Here is a 19,273-nt window from a genome sequence, read left to right on the forward strand (position 1 = left end):
ATGGATGCGCGGCGAGGGCGGCTTTACAGGGACGTTTCATCCGCCCGTCCCCGATTAGCCTGGAGCAAACGCTGAGGGTACCGCGAAGCGGCGATTTTCTTGCCGGGAGCCCGGGTCGCCAGGGTGGTGGCGGTGAGCCACCCTGGCACGTTCACCGGTATTGTGGTGACAGAGTAGCAAGGAACGTAAAGTGAACGGAATGACCACCTGAGCCGTATGTTCCCCCTCACCCCAGCCCTCTCCCCAAAAAGGAGAGGGAGCCGTCCGTGCTCGTATTTTTGTGGGGATTCCTCAACCCACCGGGAGAGGAACATTCAAAATCATTGACTATAACCAACCCAATCACAAACTTGTTATAACCAACTGATTAACAAGCCAATTTAATAGTTGTGCAATCTCAAGTGAATGCATACGGTTTCAACGTAATAGCACCCACAACGACACCCGCCGTTATGCAAATTGTATGCACCGCTTATGCAAAAGGAGATAGCAACAATGCGGTTAAATGATAGTGTGATCGGCGGACTACGCACAAAAGAATATGCTTACTATTTTTTCCGGGATGATGGTACAAGAGGCACCGGACGTTTAGGTATCAAAATTTTCCCTTCAGGACGTAAGTCTTTCGTCTATCGTTTCCAGGTCGGGGGAAAGCGCCAGTTTAAAACGCGGGAGACTGGCCTCACTTCACGCTCGAACAGGCAACGCAACGTTATGCTGAACTGGCAGGTATGGCGCACCAGGCACGTTCTGATGCGATGGGTAAAAAAATGCGCACCGGAACACTGCGCGAGCTGTTTGGAGCATTTCAGGCGTTTAAATCGCTCTCTGGCCATCGCAGTACAATCGGTCAATACGGCGCACACCTGGAACAGCTAATCAAGCTGAAGCTTTTTACAGGTGATGAATCAGCTAACGAGATCACCTCTGTACAGATCACCCGCAAACATTTTGATAAGTCATTTACGATGAGGGATATACGCCGTACATTTAAAACTTTGGCGGGTATGCTGCATTTTCTGAAAACGAACGTGATATTGTAAACCAACATATAAACAAGACAATCAGTAAAAAGCACTATGATAAATATGATTATTTCATTGAAAAACATGAAACAACTTAAAAATGGGGAAAGGCTTTAAACTTACTGCTTTCCGTCGACGGACTTAAAGGAATTGAAATGATAGTTGAGAACCAAAAAACCCTCTAAATTATTCGCGCGATGATTATTAATTGAATATCAATTTACAGCCTGAATTTTAAAGAAAAAAATTCAGGCTTTTTTATTGCTAGTGTGATCATGACCTCATTATCTAATTATAAAAACGTGTGATGTTCAGCCTTTAATAAAAGGAGGTGAATGACGCATGTATTTTTTTCAGGAAGATAAAAACATCAATCAGTATATATGTCAGCATGAATTATGGGTTCTTGCCCGTGTTGTTGATTTATATAACAGCAATACAAACAAAGAAGAAAAAATGTTAGAGCCACTCTGGAGGAAATACCGTGAAGGATTAGAAGGGATCATGGTATTTTTTTCGAGAATAGAAGCAGCAATATACAGCATTCATCTGGAGAAAAAATTCCGGCAAAAATGGGTGGTTTATTCTTTGAATGAATTAAATATTAAGGAAATGATGATACATAATCAGAGTGTTAAAAACACTGATGATTATAATGTATTACTTAGTGCAGGTTTTTGGGCAAATAAAGATAATCAATTAATGTATTCAGGTTATCATCTGGTACAGGTTACGATTCCTGTAACCTATAATTCCAATGCTGTAGCAAATAAAGAAGGTCATGCAATATTAAGAATACCTTCGAGCGTTGTTGAGCGCTTTGAAAAATACTGGAGAGGAAGATTTTCAGATTTTAAAGAGTATACCGGATTTATGACAGGTTCTGATAATGAAATTATGGTGCAAGCCTTACTCGCATACAATCATATTAATTTAACTGAATCTAACAGTATAGAAGACTGTAAATATATTGTTACCTGGAAAAACAACTGGATTTTTAATAATCCGGATAATCTAACTTTGATTAAATGAGGTCGTAATGGGTACTGGATATTTTTTAGTGCGTGGTGATAAAACTACTTGTGGTGGCAGTATTATAGAAGGATGTGATTCTCATTCGATACATGGTCAGGCTACAGCACGGATGGGTGATAAGTATATTTGTGGTGCTGATAAAAAAACATATCGTATAGCAGGAGGTATCCCCAATTATTCTATACATGGCGTTCAGGCAGCCGGGACTGCACATAGCAGGGGAACGTGTGCCTGCAAATGCTATTTTATAAATTCTTTTACTAATTGCATTTACGGATATGAATCTGAAGCTATTAAAAGTTCTGTGAGTGCTACCCGGCCCATTTCCCTCATACACTCAGAATCATCACCAACACCAAAACCTGTTACACCAGTAGTAGAACCTGCTGAAGCGCCTACAGAGCCACAGGAAGAACGGGAACTCGTAGATGCAGGATTTTGCGTTCTGCCTTATGGTGCAACGCCAAAAGCTTTTGAACCTTATTTATTCAATACTCCCCCAGATGGTACTAAGGAGTTGTATAATCAATTGAATCCGGATATAAAGAAAAAACCTGGTTCAATAGTTATCATTGCTGATCCTGAACGCCAAAATCCAGAACAAATCAAACATCTGGAAAATGCCAGAGATAGAATTGATAACGCTTTAGAGCCTCTTTCATTAGATGAAGCCAGATTCCTTTATCAAAACAGAAATTTGATAGATATGGTTACTTCATATGGTTCAGATTATGGAGGGGTTATAAGTGATATGTCTGAGAAATATTTTGGTGAAATTGAGAAAACTTTAACTAAAATTCATGATGCATATAAAAACCAATATTTAACTCGTGGGACATTGATAGGGGAACAATTTTTTATTGAACGTAGAAAATTATTTAAGGAATTAGATGGGATACTTTTAAAGATTTTCAGAAACAATATAGGTCTTGCTCAGTATGATGATATGAAAAAAGCCTTAAGGTTATCATCATCTTCGATCATTCATAGATGGAATCAAACTGGCGTTAATGATATTGAAGGTTATGCAACTTATATAGAAAAATCTGCAAAGCTTGCTAAACTTATGAAAACCTTTAATAAAGTAGGCATTGGTTTATCTGCTTTAAATGGAATGAATTCAATCTATGATGCCTGTACTGTTGGAAGGGAGTGTGAAAAAACCACTTATACAGAAATTGGAAAGTTCTCAGGTGGTATACTTGTTCCTATATTATTAAGAAGTGCGACAGTTGCAGCATCTACTGGCTGTGTAGTTGTATTATCATATCTTAGTGCGCCCGCTGGAGGAGTTTGAGCTATTGCTTGTGAAATTGTTGTACCTGCACTTACCGGGTTTGGTCTTAGTAAAGCTGGAGAAGTAAGTGGTGAAATCATAGCTGAAAAAATATATAATTATTCTCATTAAAAATCCGGCAGGAGTATTTAATAACCCCTACCGAAAGAAAAAGGTAAATATATTTATGGCAGAATATGTATTTTTAATTTTAACATGCATAGTAATTTTAGGTTTAATTTTAATGTTTATTTTAATGCATGTTGAAAATAATAAGTTTTATATTATTTGTGATTTATATAAAAAAGAATTTGGAACTTTACCTTTTGAAGCGAAATTATTTAATACATCAAGCCCTTTTTTTTATTATCGGATATAACATCAAAATGAATTTCATTATAATTCCTCTTGTGTTCAATATGCCCTCTAGTTTGGGTTTACAGGATGAAAAAGTGAAATTTATAAGAGATTTGCCTAAAGAGTTAACAAATATTTTCTTAATAACTTTCTATCTTAGTGTATTAATGACTATTGTATTTATTGCATTAATAATTGTTGCTATGACTGCATAGGATCTTCTTCATAGCTCACTTGTGATTATTTATTTTAAAGCGAATATATTCCATCCCAAACAAGGAAGCATATAGTGATAGATTCAATCATTTTAATACTTGCGCTTCCTTTATTAATAGCTTACCAGGAAAGCACACTAATATATTCATTATTATTTGATTATTGGGCTTTTTAATTGTATTATTAAGTCTGTTGGTGATATTTATAAATCGAAATGGCATTATCAATTTTCTTTTTGATTAAAAAAGGACTCCAATGGAGTCCTTTTTTAATAGTTTTAAATTTATTTCAATGCACCATATATCTGATCAACAATCCATCCATATGTTGCCGCTGGCAATAAACCGCTGACAAACACATTAGGATTCACGGAAGGATTCGCCACTGGCGAATGCGGCCTGTTACCGAGGATAACGATAGCCATATTGTTAGCCGGGTCGATGGCCGTCAGAGTACCTGTCCATCCGGTGTGGCCATATGTCAGAGAACTTGCCAGCACACCGAAAGTTGGTGTCATCGAAGCATTACCATTTACACGCCAGCCCAGGCCAAACGTAGCGTCTTCTGGCGAGCTTTGAGTGAACTGCTCTACCGTAGCCCTGTCATTTCCTGTAGGCCGGGGCGAGGCGCATGGATGCGCCGAGAGGGCGCGACTTGCATGGACGCTGCATCGCGCCCGACCCGAAAGCCGAAAGGAATAAGCTGAAGTGGTCTACTTAATTTGGACAGCGCTTGCGCTGGCCCCGAAGGGGTGAGCCCCAGGGATGGGTCGAACAATCCGCGAAGCGGCGATTTTCTTGCCGGGAGCCCGGGTCGCCAGGGTGGTGGCGGTGAGCCACCCTGGCACGTTCACCGGTAATGTAGTAACAAAGTAGCAAGGAACATAAAGTGAACGGAATAACCACCACAGCCGTATGTTCCCCCACACCCTAACTCTCCCCCTGAAGAGCAGAGGGCAACACACCACAGGTCATTGCAACGCCATACATCTTTCCTGAAGCCATCTCGCAGGTTTCAACTTCTCCTTTCTCACCCTCTTTTTCATAAGGTTATTCGAGCGTATGTTTCTTCCACACCAGCAAAATCTGGCGTCGGGATTGGCATCCTGGTTAAACTTAATGGTGGCGCGGACTTTACTGCGCCATGCGTCTGGTTACATCTCAATGGTGGGCTGGACGGGGGCGTCGCAAGACGCGCCGGTATCCATTAAGGCCGGTAATGCCAACTCCGTTCAGTCCTGCCACCCTGGAAATTGGCATTTCCGGTGGCGGTAAAACATCACTTAATGGATTAAACATCATGAATACCAGCAACGCGCTTTTCACTACCCCATTCGATCACAACACCGACTTCATCGACCTTGCCGACAACTGCGAACGTTTTTGTGAGGCTCTGGTAGAAGAAACCGATCCCGCAAGAAAAATGGCTCTTTGTGGCCGTCTTGCCACCAGCCTCGCCCTGCTCCGCCCGATGCTGCTGGAGCCGGTTCCTGAATATTTACAGGAACGTCTTACCGTGGATGTTTTTCCCGATCATGCCCCCGCATTTACCACAGAATCCGATCAGCTCAACCGTTACTGCGAGGAGATCGCGCAGTTACTTATCAGTGGTGCACTTGCCCCTGAATCAGCCCGCGTGATGGGTGATTTACTGTTTGAACTGACCCGTTATTTTGCCGACCTGTTAAAAGCTCCGCGCTGGCTGAGAACAGAGGCTGGCGTCGCGTTACTGGGTTAAATGTAAAAGCCGGGTGGCGGCTACGCCTTACCCGGCCTACTCGATAAGCGATTAAATAACTTCATTAAAATAAAATGCTTACAGCGACTCCATGGTCCGGCTGAAAATCGCCGAAGCGTTTCCTGTAGGCCGGGGCGAGGCGCATGGATGCGCCGAGAGGGCGCGACTTGCATGGACGCTGCATCGCGCCCGACCCGAAAGCCGAAAGGAATAAGCTGAGGACAAAATTGCCGGGAGCAATTTTGGACAGCGCCTGCGCTGGCCCCGAAGGGGTGAGCCCCAGGGATGGGGCGAACAATTCGCGTAGCGACGATTTTCTTGCCGGGAGCCCGGGTCGCCAGGGTGGTGGCGGTGAGCCACCCTGGCACGTTCACCGGTAATGTGGTGACAGAGTAGCAAGGAACATAAAGTGAACGGAATGACCACCACAGCCGTATGTTCCCCCTCACCCTAACCCTCTCCCACAGGATGCGTGCGTCAGACCACACACATAAACAAGGTATTAATCATGAATAACCATAAAGACCTACGTATACCCACCGGACCAGGCGATGTGTTGCTATACGAGTATCTTAAACCGCTTAATATGGAAATCTCCGATCTGGCCGATATGCTGAACGTAGACCCCAATACAGCCAGCGCGCTGATCAACAATAAAATCATTCTTACTGCAGATATGGCTTCCCGTCTCGCAAAGACATTCGACACCAGTGTCGAATTCTGGCTGAACCTACAACAAAATCCTGATAACCCACGGTGAAAATCAGCCACCAGTAACACACCTGGCACCACGTACCTGCTACCATAAACCACTCTCATTTTTCAGGAAGAAACCATGCGTCAACGTACGATTGTCTGTCCGATTATTCAGAACAACGGGGCTTATCTGCTGTGCAAAATGGCCGATGACCGTGGGGTATTCCCCGGCCAGTGGGCGCTTTCCGGTGGCGGGATGGAACCAGGAGAAACCATGGAGCAGGCGCTACGCCGTGAAATTCGCGAAGAGCTGGGCGAAGCGCTGGAGATAACCGACGTGAAGCCCTGGGCCTTTCGCGATGACATCCGCGTGAAAACCTACGCCGACGGCAGCACGGAAGAGATTTACATGATTTACCTGATCTTCGACTGCTTCAGTGCCAACCGTGAAGTAACGTTTAATGAAGAGTTTCAGGAGATTGCCTGGGTACAGCCGGAGTCACTTAAAGCTCTGGATCTGAACGAAGCCACTCGCATCACCTTCGCCCAGAAAGGGTTGCTGTAATCCTCACGCGGGTACGCGGGCGAAAAAAACGCTCGTGTACCGGATAAATTTGCCAATAAACACCCCCGCAAACACCCCACCAGAGACAATGGCGAATGCGCTCATGGCAGGCTGTTGCAATGTTTGCGGCGAAATGGCGCTCATCACACCCAGCACATATTTCACCAGAAATGCCAGCATCATAAACGGTAGCGCCGAATAATCTGCCTGTCGGGAAATACTGCGCGGTGCGCCAGCACGCGTAATGGCAGCCGACTTTATCAGCATGAAGCCGAGCGCTGCGCCCGCCACTATTCCTGCAATCCACAGAGCAACGGTTGTAAGAGTAAGCTGACGGTAAATCACCAGGTCGTAAATATCCCAGACCAGAAAAATGGCAGGAATAATGGCGAGTTTTTCGAGCGTCACAATGGCGGGTTTACGGGCTTTAATCCCACGTGATATCAGAAAAATAAACAGCACCCACACCCAGACGGGTGTATGGGTCAGGATACCGATAATCAATTCAGACATGTTGCTCACCGTGGCGGAATAACAAAACGTTAAGACCCGGATCAGTATTGCCCATTGCGGCGTAAATGCCACAATGGGCAGAGGAAATTACAGTGATATTTTCAGGCGTCTTACAGCCTCTTTCAGCTGCTCATCCGTTGGCGTAACAAACGACATTCGCAACGTCGTATGGTCCGGCTCGTTGCAATAGAAAAACTCACCCGGTACAAATACTACGCCGTTACTGAGCGTTTTTTCCAGCCAGCGGGTCGTATTGATGCTGTTATTCATTTTCGCCCACAGGAACATGCCACCTTTCGGCTTATGGAATGACATCACATCACCCAGTTCCGCTTCCAGCTCACTGGCGAAGGTCTGATATTTCTGGCGATAGGCTTCACGGATCATTTTAATTTGATCCGCCAGACGGCCAGTTTTCAGATATTCATAGGTCATCAGCTGCGACAGGGTACTGGTGTGCAAATCGGTAGTCTGTTTCAGATTCACCACCGCGCGTTTCAGCCACTCTGGCACCAGCACCCAGCCCACACGGGTTCCCGGGGCGAGAATTTTAGAGAAGGTGGAGGTATAAACCACGTTATCTTCGTTGCCAATATCTTTGGCATGGGCAATCAGCGGGCGGAAGACTTCGTCGGTGTAATTAATTTCGCTGTACGGGTCATCTTCAATAATCACGAAGTCATAACGCAGGGATAATTCCACCAGCTGTTTACGACGAGCTTCAGACAGCGTTACGCCGCCAGGATTACCAAAGGTCGGGACAATATAAACCGCTTTGATGGTCTTTTTAGCGACCAGCGCTTCAAGCTCATCAACAATCATGCCGTCGCCGTCAGTGCCCACCGATTCAAATTGCGCCTGCGCCAGTCCAAATACCTGCAAAGCAGCCAGATAAGTAGGACGTTCCACCACGACGATATCGCCTGGGTTAATTAATGCGCGGGCCAGTACATCAAGGGATTGTTGCGAACCGGACGTAATAACCACATCATCGGCTTTACAGGTAATTCCACGGCCAATACAAATCTGTTGAACTGCCTCGCGCAGGCCCGGAACACCCTCTGTCAGACCATACTGAAAGGCCTCACCAAAATGCTGTGATAAAACGGCATCTGCGGCAATTTTAAGGCCTTCGTGATCGAAAAGCGCCGGATTAGGAATGCCACCGCCCAGCGAAATTACTCCCGCCATTTTGCTATGTTTTAATAATTCACGGATGGCAGATGATTGCAGGCCTTGTGCACTGCTGGCGAGTTTATTAACAGACATTCTCTTGTAACCTTATTTTTTATGATGTGCTCAATCTTAGTATCATATGCAGATCGCTTTGATAACCCTTTTCAACGCTGACCGCAGGAATGTTCTGCCTGCAAGTGCGTCAACACCCGCCACGATACAGCACAACAAACCAGAATAATGAAAATTAGCCACATTAACCACCAGACACAGCCTCGCCATCCGCGCTCAGGGAATTTGGTCAATAAATAACACCACGTATCGGGAAGGATATATTTTTTCTCACTGCACCAAACGCAAATATATTCCCCAATTTCACCTGACCTACCAGATTTAAGGATATTCAGGCTCGGAATCTTCCGAGCTTTAGGATTATTCCCCCTTTAATTACCTCGCCATTATTTAAACAATCTTACACAAATTCACATTGCATCCATTTTCCTTACATTGCGCGGAACGTTTGATGATAGCCCGACAAAATATAGCGATAATAATATCCACAGCCACTGGCCTGACTTTAATGCTCTCTGCCCATGCTGCTGAACCGAATAACCAGTTTATTATTCAGCAGCAACGTCAGAAAGCACTTGAGCAGCAACTGACGCCGCCCGTCCCGGATGTGCGTCTTTCGGAGCCATCATCAAGCTTTGGCAGGATTGATTTCCCCACCGAAACGCCCTGCTTCCCTATTCAGCACGTAGAGCTGAGCGGCCAGGATGCCCTTCCCCACTGGCTGCCGTTGCAGCGTCTTGCCGATCAGGCTCAGGGCCGTTGTCTTGGCGGCAAAGGCATTAACCTGCTGATGAGTACGATGCAAAACCGCATTGTCGATCACGGCTGGATAACCACCCGCATTCTCGCACCCTCTCAGGATTTAAAAAGCGGCACGCTGAAGCTGGCGATTGTCCCGGGCTATGTTCGCCACGTGACGCTCACCAAAGAGAGCGACGATTACATCCAGCTTTACAGCGCCTTCCCTGCTCACGAGGGAAATCTGCTGGATCTGCGTGACATTGAGCAGGGGCTGGAGAATTTACAGCGCTTGCCCACCGTGGAAGCCAGCATGGAGATCCTGCCCGGTGAAAAACCCGGCGAGAGCGATGTGGTGATCACCCGTAAGCAGAGCAAGATGTGGCGTCTTGGGCTGTCGCTGGACGACGCAGGAACCGAAACCACCGGGCGCTACCAGGGCGGTGTAACCTTGTCCCTGGATAACCCCTTCTCCCTGAGCGATCTGCTGTATGTCTCCGCCAGCCACGACCTTAACGACAAAAGCGGCAAGGGCAGCAAAAACTACACCGCGCACTACTCGGTGCCGTTTGGCTACTGGATGCTGGGGGTTACCGGCAGTGACTACGACTACCACCAGACCATCGCCGGGCTGAACGGGGATTACCGCTACAGCGGCAAAAGCAAAAACCTCGACGTGCAGCTAAGCCGCGTTCTGCATCGCAGCGGCTCGCAAAAAACCACCTTCACGTACGACGTGCTCGCGCGCGAAACACGCAACTACATCGATGACACCGAAGTGGGCGTGCAGCGACGTCAGACGGCGGGCTGGCGCGTGGGGCTGGAACATCGCCACTACATCGGCCAGGCCACGCTGGACGCGGGCATCAGCTACCAGCGTGGTACGCGCTGGTTTGGCGCGCAGCCTGCCCCGGAAGAATTTACCGGCGATGCCACCGCCCTGAGCAAAATTACCCAGTTGAGCGCCCAGCTCGATCTGCCGTTTGAAATTGGCTCACAGAACTTCCGCTACAACGTGCAGTACCAGCGCCAAATCAGCAACACGCCGCTGACGCCGCAGGATCAGTTTGCCATCGGTAACCGCTGGACGGTACGCGGCTTTGACGGGGAACGTACCCTGAATGCCAGCCACGGCTGGTACATGCGTAACGACCTGGCCTGGAGCACACCGCTGCCAAACCAGGAGCTTTATCTCGGCGCGGATTACGGTGAAGTGGGCGGTTACAGCTCGGACTACCTGATTGGCAAACATCTGGCAGGCGGCGTGGTGGGGCTGCGCGGCAGCGCCTTCAACACCGGGTATGACCTGTTTGCCGGCACGCCGTTCTCGAAACCGGATGGGTTCACCACCAGCAACCTTACCCTCGGGTTTAACCTCAACTGGAGTTGGTGATGCGCATCGGAAATCTGGATATCAAAGCCCCGCTGATCCTCGGCGGCGAAGAGAGCGAAGCGGAAGTGCTGGGTGCCACCGTCTGGCTGTGGATGCACTCGCCCATGCACCGGGATGCCCCCCTGCACGCGCTGCCAACGCTGCTGCTGCCCATCATCAAACGCCGCCAGTACGTTCTGATTAGCGAAAACGAACGCCCGGTGTTTTTCCTGAGCTGGGCCTGGCTTAACGAAGAATCGGAAGCCCGCTACCTCACCCGTCCGTCGATTGAGATGAAAGAAGAGGACTGGGACAGTGGGGACAGGATGTGGTTTTGCGACTGGATCGCCCCGTTTGGCCACACCAGCGCCATCAAAAAACTGATCCGCGATGACATCTTCCCTGACCACTGCTGGCGTGCGCTTTATCACCGTGGGGCAGAGCGCGGCAAACGTGTCGTGATGTTCCACGGCGGACACATCAGCCGTACCACCGCACGCGAATGGCAACTGAAACACCCGCTCACCGTCAATCTGCCGGAAGCGCTGAAAGGAACGAACCATGAATAAGAACCTGTACCGGATTGTCTTTAACAAAGCGCGCGGCATGTTGATGGTCGTGGCGGATATCGCCCGCTCTGGCCGCGCCGGTTCGTCCCGCTCTTCCGGCATCGGTCACACCCATAGTCGTCTTGTCGGCAAGGTGAGCGCCCTGAGCTTTAGCCTGTGGATGGCAATGGGAGCCATACACAGCGCCGAAGCGGCCATTGTCGCTAACAATGGCGCACCGAAAAACCAGCAGCCGACGGTCATCAAAAGCGCCAACGGCACGCCGCAAGTGAACATTCAGACGCCGTCCAAAGCCGGGGTATCACGCAACAACTACACCCAGTTCGACGTGGATAAAAACGGCGCGATACTCAATAACTCCCACAAAAATGTGCAGACCAACCTCGGCGGCATGGTGGCGGGTAACCCCTGGCTTGCCAAAGGGGAAGCCAAAGTCATTCTTAACGAAGTGAGCTCGCGCGATCCGAGCAAACTCAACGGCATGATTGAAGTGGCAGGGAAAAAAGCGCAGGTGGTGATCGCCAACCCGGCGGGCATCACCTGTAGCGGGTGCGGTTTTATTAATGCCAACCGTGCCACGCTTACCACCGGCCAGGCGCAGATGAAAGACGGCAACCTCACAGGTTTTAACGTCGAGCGCGGTGAAGTCGTGGTGGACGGTAACGGGATGGATACTTCCGGCGCAGATTACACCGATATCATCGCCCGCTCGGTGAAAGTCAACGCCGGGTTGTGGGCGAAAGATCTGAAAATCACCACCGGGCGCAATAAAGTCGATGCCGCCCACGAGAAAATCGAAAAAGGCAGCGATGATGACGCCACGCGTCCTCAGCTGGCGGTGGATGTTTCCAGTCTTGGCGGCATGTACGCCGGTAAAATTCGCATGGTCGGCACCGAGCGTGGCGTGGGCGTGCGCAATGCCGGTGCCATTGGCGCGCAGGCTGGCAGCGTAACCCTCACTGCCGATGGCCGTATCGAAAACAGCGGAACCCTTCGCGCCAGCGACAGCGCAGCCCTGCGCACCGCTGGCGAGGTATCCAACACCGGCGTGCTGACGGCGGCAAACAACGTGCAGGTTAATGCAGCAAGCCTGACCAGTAGCAAAGAGAGCGTTCTGGCCGCCGGGGTGAACACCGACGGCAAGCTGGCGGATGCCGGTGATTTACAGCTAACGACCAGTGGGCAACTCAGCGCCCACGGCCAGACGCTGGCCGGGGGTAACCTCAGCGCCAGCGGTCAGGGCGTGGATGTGAGCGGCAGTCAGACTCAGGGTAAACGTGTCACCCTTGACGGTGGCGCGCAGGATGTAACAACCGCCAGCGCCAACGTCCGCGCCAGCGAGCTAACGGTCCGTACCGGTAAAACGCTCAATAACACCGGCGGTACGCTGAGCGCTGAGACGGTGAACGTCAGCGCTCACGATCTGGCAAACCAGAAAGGCAAGCTGCTTCAGAGCGGCAGCGGCGCGCTTGCGGTGACACTGCCGGGCAATATTGATAATCAGCAGGGGCAGATTGGCGCGGCGAATGGCGTGCAGCTCGGTGCGGGTACGCTTAACAACACCGAAGGCCAAATCGTTGCCGTGGCGGGGAAAACCGGGCTTGATACGGGCAGCCTGAATAACGAGCAGGGGCTGATTTCCGCAGCCGCAGGCGACGGTGAAATTCGCAGCCAGCAAACGGTGAACAACACCAAAGGGCGTATCGAAGCGGCAAAAACCCAGCACATCACTGCGGGGGACGTGAACAACCAGCAAGGGGTGATTGTCGCCAGTGGCACTACCCTCGCGCTGGGCAGCGGCACGCTTGATAACCGCTCCGGCTCCCTGCTTTCTCAGGGCGCACTCAACGTTGACAGCGGCGCTATCAATAACCAGGACGGCTTCCTTGCCAGCGACGGTAATTTTGCGCTTAACAGCGGGGATGTGGATAACACCCGCGGCCAGATTGGCGCGAACCAGAGCCTGAACGCCACCTTTGCCGCGCTGCACAATGCCGGCGGTGCCGTGAAATCGGTCGGCGCGATGGCGCTTGCAGGCGGTGAGCTTGATAACACCAGCGGCACCACCTTCTCCGGTGCCAGCCTCGCGTTCACAGGCGATACGCTGAATAACACTAGTGGGCAACTGGCGGCAGCCGATGGCTTGTCATTGAACGCGGCGAGCCAGCTGCTTAACACTTCTGGCGTGCTTCAGGGCAATGGCATTAACCTGACCACTGGCGCGCTCGATAACAGCGCAGGCACGCTCAACAGCCTGGATGCACTGAACCTCTCGGCAGGCAGCCTGAACAACCAGGCAGGTACACTTGCCGCCACGGGTACAGCCGATATCGCGGCAAACAACGTAGATAACCGCAGCGGCGGGCGCATTATCGGCAAGTCGGATGCCGCACTGCACACCGACAGCCTGCAAAATAGCGGCGGGCAGATCCAGACCGTTGGCGACCTGTTGCTCGACAGCGCCAGAGGCCTGGTCGATAACGCGTCCGGGCTTATCCGCAGTGGTAAACAGCTGACAGTCACGGCGCTTAACGTCGTCAATCAGAACACCCAGGGCGAAAATCAGGGGCTGGAGGCGCAGAATGTTGCCCTCAATTCAGAGACGCTCGACAACCAGAGCGGCAGCATTCTGGCGAACAACGCGCTGGCGATCCGCAACAACGGCGTGCTGAACAACACCGCCGGTGTCCTCTCTTCAGCGGGCACGCTTGATACCCGCGGTAGCGGGCTGAACCTCATCAATGGCGGCGGTACGCTAAAAGCTGGTGAAAACCTCAACGTACAGGCTGATAGCCTCGATGGCAGCGGCCAGCTGTTATCGCTCGGGAATATGACCCTGAGCAGCGCAAACGGCGTCGCCCTCAGCGGCAGCACCCTTGCCAACGGCAATCTCACCTTCACCACGCCTGGGGATATCACCAACAGCGGTAAGCTGATGGCAGGCAGCGCGCTGAACGTGCAAAGCGCCAGTCTCACTAACGTTGCCAGCGGTGAAATTAATGCCGGAAGCACCACCCTGAATGCCTCCGGTGCGGTACTGAACTATGGCCTGATCGACGGCATTGCCACGCGTATCAACGCCGACACGCTGACCAACATTGGCTCCGGGCGTCTTTATGGCGATACGGTGGGCGTCAACGTCGTCACTTTCAACAACCTGGCAGAAAATGGCACGGCGGCCACGCTTGCCGGGCGCGAGCGTGTGGATCTGGGCGTGCAGACCCTGAACAACAGCGGCCACGGGCTGATTTACAGTGCCGGGTCAATGCGCATTGGCGGTGCGCTGGATGAGAACGGTACGCCTGTTGGCCAGACTCAGGCCATCAACAACCACAGCTCAACCATTGAATCAGCGGGAGATATGGCCATCGCCGCCTCGCAGATCAATAACATCAACGATAACTTCTCAACTGAAGTGGCGCTGGTTTCACAAGAACAGCTGACCGAATACCAGCACACCGGCTCGACCAGCCGCTGGAAAGCGGGCGATGAAGGCGTCTGGGTTGACGGTAACTCTTCCGATGGCCTGCGCAATCTCAACACCCCGGAAAAGAGTGGCCACGGTAACGACAACTTCAACCAGTACGACTACACCCGTACCGTTGAAGAGACACGCATCAAAGAGAGCGACCCGGCGAAGATCCTCGCGGGCGGCAATATGACCCTGACGGGCGACCGCCTGTTTAACGACAAAAGTCAGGTTGTCGCAGGCGGTACACTGCTGATTGACCAGTTGGGCAGCGTGCAAAACGACGATGTAACCGGCGAGCGCTATACCACCGATAACGGCACCGTGACCCACTACTACCGTATTCGCCACAAGGGCGATGACGAACAGGGGCGCAGCAGCACCTCGTACACCCCGCCAACGGCAATTCAGAGCATCTCCCTGAAACCGGGCCAGCTTGTGAGCAACGGCAGCGTAGAGGGCAGCAATCTCAGCATTACACCGCTGGTGTTGCAGGGAACCGATGTGGCGATTGGTCGGTCGGCAGGCGTCAACGCCACGCCTGAGCAGACCGTCTCGCCGGGCGAACCGGTCACGCCGCCTGCCGGACAGCAGTTTGAGGTGACGCCAGCCGACGGTGCAATCCGCATTATCGGCCCGAACACCACTCTGCCGGACAACAGCCTGTTCAGGGTCAACCCGAACGCCGACGTGCCGTATCTGGTGGAAACCGATCCGCGCTTTACTAACGAACGGCAGTGGCTTGGCAGTGACTACATGCAAAATGCCTTCACCGACGATGGCGATAACACCCTGAAACGCCTGGGTGATGGTTATTACGAGCAGCGTCTGGTGCGCGAACAGGTGGTTGGCATTACCGGGCAACGTTATCTGGATGGCTTCACCAATGACGAAGATCAGTTCAAATCGCTGATGGACAAAGGGGTCACCTTCGGCAAGCAGTATTCCCTGAAGCTGGGTGTGGCGCTCACGCCAGAGCAAATGGCGTTGCTGACCGGCGATATCATCTGGCTGGTCAATACCCGGGTCAAAATGCCGGACGGCTCGATGCAGACCGTGCTGGTGCCACAGGTTTACGCCAAAGTGAAACAGGGTGATATCGACGGCTCCGGGGCGCTGATTGCCGGGAATAACGTGTCGATGAAGCTCAACGGCGATCTGTTTAACAGCGGAACCATTGCCGGGCGTAAAGTGCTGCAACTGGATGCGGACAACATCACCAACCAGTCCGGCACGCTTCAGGCCACAGACGTGAACCTCAACGCACGTACCGATATCAACAACATCGGCGCGGCGATTGTCGGCGACAACAGCATGCTGGCTAACGCCGGGCGCGATATTAACGTCACCACCACCACCGCCAGCGCGCAGAGCGTTAACGGCGAAAACAGCTTTACCCGCACCACCATCGACAGCGTTTCCGGCATTTACGTACAGGGCGACGACGGCAAACTGGCGCTACAGTCCGGACGCGACATTACGCTCACCGGGGCGCAGGTGATCGCCAGCGGCGAAAACGGCAAAGCACAGCTGGTAGCCGGGCGTGACCTGAACCTGAACACCGTAACCACCGCCAGCAGCGACAATCTGGTCTGGGATGCGGATAACACCCTCAAACAGAGCAGCACAGACCACAACGCCAGCACCGTACAGGGCGTGGGCGGCGTCGCGCTGGTGGCCAATAACGACATCAACGTGCGCGGGGCACAAATCACCTCTGACGTCGCGCTGACCGCCGCCGCGAAGCATGACGTGAACATCGAAGGCGTGCTCAACGACAGCCAGCTTGATGAGAAACATAAAGTGGTGGGCGGCAACGGCTTCTTATCCAAAACCACCACCAAAACCCGCGACACGGTAGACCGACTAACCGTTCAGGGCAGCGAACTGAGCGCAGACTCGGTGAACATCGCTGCCGGAAACGATCTCAGCGTGGCGGGCAGCAGCGTGGTTGGCTCGGGCGACGTGGCGCTGCGGGCAGGCAACGATTTAACCCTCACCAGCATGGGCGGGCGCAATAACGAAACCCATCTGAAAGAGGAGAAAAAATCCGGACTGATGGCCTCCGGCGGCATTGGCTTTACCGTGGGCTCGCGCAAAGAAACCACCGACCAGGCCAGCCAGGCGCTGGCAGGACAAGGTTCGACGATCGGCAGTCTGAATGGCGATACCGTCCTGCTGGCGGGTAACAACTACCGCCAGACCGGCAGCACGGTTGCCTCACCAAACGGCAACGTGGCGATCCAGGGTAAAAACGTCACCATCGAGGCGGCGCAAAACACCTATGCCTCACAGTACAAACGCACCGTTGAGCAGAAAGGCTTTACCCTCGCGGTGAACGTACCTGTGGTGCAGGCGCTCCAGAGCGTGATTGCGTCGACCGAGAAAGTCGGGCAAAGCAAAGACGATCGCATCAACATGATGGCCGCCGCAAACGCCGCGTGGGATAGCGCGCGGGCGGCTAACACCATGATGAATGCCGCTCAGGGCGTGATGGCGAACGGCGCACAGGCGGCTACGCAGAACGTCAGCGTCTCGCTGACCTACGGCGAGAGCAAGCAGACCCACACCCAGACCAACGACAGCACCACGGCGCTGGCCAGTAAAGTGAATGCCGGGAAGCAGGCTGTGGTGGTCGCCACCGGCGGTGAGCAGTCTGACATCAATATCATCGGCTCGGACGTGAGCGGCAAACAGGGCACCACGCTGTTTGCTGATAACGACATCAATATTCTGGCGACGCAGCAGGAAAGCCACGACTGCAGCACCGACAACTCCAGCGGCTGGAACGCCGGGATAGCGGTGAGCTACGGCCAGGGCGGCGCATCCTTTGGCGTAACCGCAGGCGCCAACAAAGGCACAGGTTACGGCAACGGGGATGAAGTCTCCTGGCGCAACAGCCACGTGGGTGATATGGACAGCCAGACCCGCATCATCAGTGGCGGCGACACCACCCTGCGCGGCGGGCAATTGCTGGGCAAAGGCGTGGATATCACCGCCGATAACCTGTACATCGAAAGCCTTCAGGACACCATGACCTACAAAGGCGAGCAGAAAAGCATGGGCGGCCAGGTCACCGTGGGCTACGGCTTTGCGGCATCGGGCAACTACGGCCAGTCGAAAGTGGATGCGAACTACGCCTCGGTGCAGGAGCAGTCCGGCGTCTTCGCGGGTAACGATGGCTATAACATCAACGTGAAAGGCAATACCGACCTGACAGGCGGGCTGATTACCTCCAGTGAAAGCGCCGAGCTTGCCGGGAAAAACCAGTTCAGCACCGGCACGCTGAGCTGGCGCGACGTTCACAATACCTCGGAATTCGAAGGCAACGGCTTTGGTATTGGTGCCTCGGTCAGCAACAACCCTGACACCGGAAAAGATAAAAACGTCACCTTCGGTATCGGTCACGACAGCGGGAACGACAGCAGCACCACCCGCAGCGGGATTAACACCGGTAATATCACCGTCACCAACCCGGACGCGCAGCAGCAGGCTGTCGATGGCGTGAAAACGGATATCACCACCGAAACCGCCGCGGCGAACTCAGGGGCGATTAAGAACAACTTCGACAGAGACGAGGTGTTTAAAGAGCTGAACCTGCAAGTCAGCGTGACGCGTGATTTCAAAGAGAATGCGAATCGCCAGATTGGCGAGTTTCTCGATGACAAGCAGGCGGCGGCACGTAAAGATCTTCAGGACGCCATCAAAACCGGCGATAAAGCGAAGCAAGACGCGGCGATAGAGGATATCTACAAGCTGCAATATCAGCGCCGCTTCCTGCAAACGCTGGTCGGCGTGGTGGCCGGATCGCCGGATGCCGCGGTTACTCAAGGCACCCTGTCGCTGGCGGCGACCAAAATGCGTGAAGAGACGCTGAAAAACTCCCTGCTCTTCCCGGGGGTTGTCGACAAAGACGGCAATGAAATCAGCAACGTTTCCGGGCCAAGCGACGGGCTTTACGACGGCGTTAAGCTCGGTGGCGTCCGCGTTGGCCTCGACTTCATCTGCGGCGATAACAACGTCCGCTGCGTAAATGATGAGAATAACAATCACGCCCTTATTCTCGACGACAAAGGCAGGGTTCAGTACAAAGGGGATGAACGTCATAAGACATTCGGCGCCCTGCTGGAAGACCGGACGTTATCTGGCGGGCTGTACGGCCCGACCGGCGGGTTCCAGGGCGGCGTGGGGATGATGAACTCGTGGACCTATTCGCCTGGCTCCTTCCTCGACGATCTGGTGGAAAGCTACGCCGGTACCCATGATTTGGTGGGCGGTCAGCTGCCCGGTTTTTATGATGGTGAAGGGAATACCGCCCGAGGTCGCGGCCCGCTGGCTAACATGGCGGCCAATACCTGGACCGTCGCAGCTATTCCGATTGCCACACCGTTTGCCATGAGCGAGCTGGTGTCGCCAGAGCTGCTGCAATTTATCTTCTCAACCTCTCAGTGAGTGAG

At 52.3% G+C, this 19,273-nt stretch carries 11 protein-coding genes and 1 pseudogene; 9 read left to right on the top strand and 3 right to left on the bottom strand.

Annotated features, from left to right (window positions below; all coding sequences use genetic code 11):
- Positions 1-731: 731 nt before the first annotated feature.
- From ACT9TW_RS22925 to ACT9TW_RS22935, 3 genes are all read left to right on the top strand, one after another.
- Positions 732-1,043, top strand: coding sequence for a hypothetical protein (locus ACT9TW_RS22925; RefSeq protein ID WP_446493787.1), 312 nt, complete (start codon positions 732-734; stop codon positions 1,041-1,043).
- A 324-nt stretch (positions 1,044-1,367) separates the two neighbouring features.
- Positions 1,368-2,057 carry a hypothetical protein gene (locus ACT9TW_RS22930; protein ID WP_446493788.1) on the top strand — a complete coding sequence of 230 codons (690 nt, stop codon included), beginning with the start codon at positions 1,368-1,370 and terminating at the stop codon, positions 2,055-2,057.
- Between the two features lie 7 nt (positions 2,058-2,064).
- The gene (locus ACT9TW_RS22935) at positions 2,065-3,357 is read left to right on the top strand and encodes a PAAR domain-containing protein (RefSeq protein ID WP_446493789.1); all 1,293 of its coding nucleotides are present in this window, start codon (positions 2,065-2,067) and stop codon (positions 3,355-3,357) included.
- A gap of 835 nt (positions 3,358-4,192) precedes the next feature.
- Here the strand turns inward: ACT9TW_RS22935 and ACT9TW_RS22940 are convergent.
- Positions 4,193-4,513: pseudogene (locus ACT9TW_RS22940) on the bottom strand (serine hydrolase); the annotation flags it as partial.
- 695 nt (positions 4,514-5,208) lie between these two features.
- On the opposite strand from ACT9TW_RS22940, the gene ACT9TW_RS22945 reads away from it, so the two are divergent.
- From ACT9TW_RS22945 to nudI, 3 genes are all read left to right on the top strand, one after another.
- Positions 5,209-5,646: a hypothetical protein gene (locus ACT9TW_RS22945; RefSeq protein ID WP_446493868.1), complete on the top strand. Its 438-nt coding sequence runs from the start codon at positions 5,209-5,211 to the stop codon at positions 5,644-5,646.
- A gap of 508 nt (positions 5,647-6,154) precedes the next feature.
- On the top strand, positions 6,155-6,406 hold the full coding sequence (locus ACT9TW_RS22950; protein ID WP_182062158.1) for a HigA family addiction module antitoxin: 252 nt from the start codon (positions 6,155-6,157) through the stop codon (positions 6,404-6,406).
- A 75-nt stretch (positions 6,407-6,481) separates the two neighbouring features.
- A complete protein-coding gene (gene nudI / locus ACT9TW_RS22955) occupies positions 6,482-6,907 on the top strand; it encodes a nucleoside triphosphatase NudI (RefSeq protein ID WP_446493790.1) in 426 nt (141 codons plus the stop codon).
- 3 nt (positions 6,908-6,910) lie between these two features.
- Here nudI and ACT9TW_RS22960 read toward each other — a convergent pair whose 3' ends face one another.
- Positions 6,911-7,420: a DUF6622 family protein gene (locus tag ACT9TW_RS22960; protein WP_446493791.1), complete on the bottom strand. Its 510-nt coding sequence runs from the start codon at positions 7,418-7,420 to the stop codon at positions 6,911-6,913.
- Positions 7,421-7,507: 87 nt separating this feature from the next.
- Entirely contained in the window at positions 7,508-8,689 is a 1,182-nt protein-coding gene (locus tag ACT9TW_RS22965) for an aminotransferase-like domain-containing protein (protein WP_446493792.1), read from the bottom strand.
- 487 nt (positions 8,690-9,176) lie between these two features.
- On the opposite strand from ACT9TW_RS22965, the gene ACT9TW_RS22970 reads away from it, so the two are divergent.
- From ACT9TW_RS22970 to ACT9TW_RS22980, 3 genes are read left to right on the top strand one after another with little or no spacing between them, the layout of a single operon-like run.
- Positions 9,177-10,799 (top strand): ShlB/FhaC/HecB family hemolysin secretion/activation protein, encoded by a 1,623-nt coding sequence (locus tag ACT9TW_RS22970; protein ID WP_446493793.1) that lies wholly within the window; start codon positions 9,177-9,179, stop codon positions 10,797-10,799.
- The gene (locus tag ACT9TW_RS22975) at positions 10,799-11,347 is read left to right on the top strand and encodes a toxin-activating lysine-acyltransferase (RefSeq protein ID WP_014071450.1); all 549 of its coding nucleotides are present in this window, start codon (positions 10,799-10,801) and stop codon (positions 11,345-11,347) included. The genes ACT9TW_RS22970 and ACT9TW_RS22975 overlap by 1 nt, the downstream gene beginning before the upstream one ends.
- Entirely contained in the window at positions 11,340-19,268 is a 7,929-nt protein-coding gene (locus tag ACT9TW_RS22980; RefSeq protein ID WP_446493794.1) for a two-partner secretion domain-containing protein, read from the top strand. The genes ACT9TW_RS22975 and ACT9TW_RS22980 overlap by 8 nt, the downstream gene beginning before the upstream one ends.
- Positions 19,269-19,273: the final 5 nt, after the last annotated feature.

It is taken from the genome of Enterobacter sp. C4G1, from assembly GCF_052886895.1.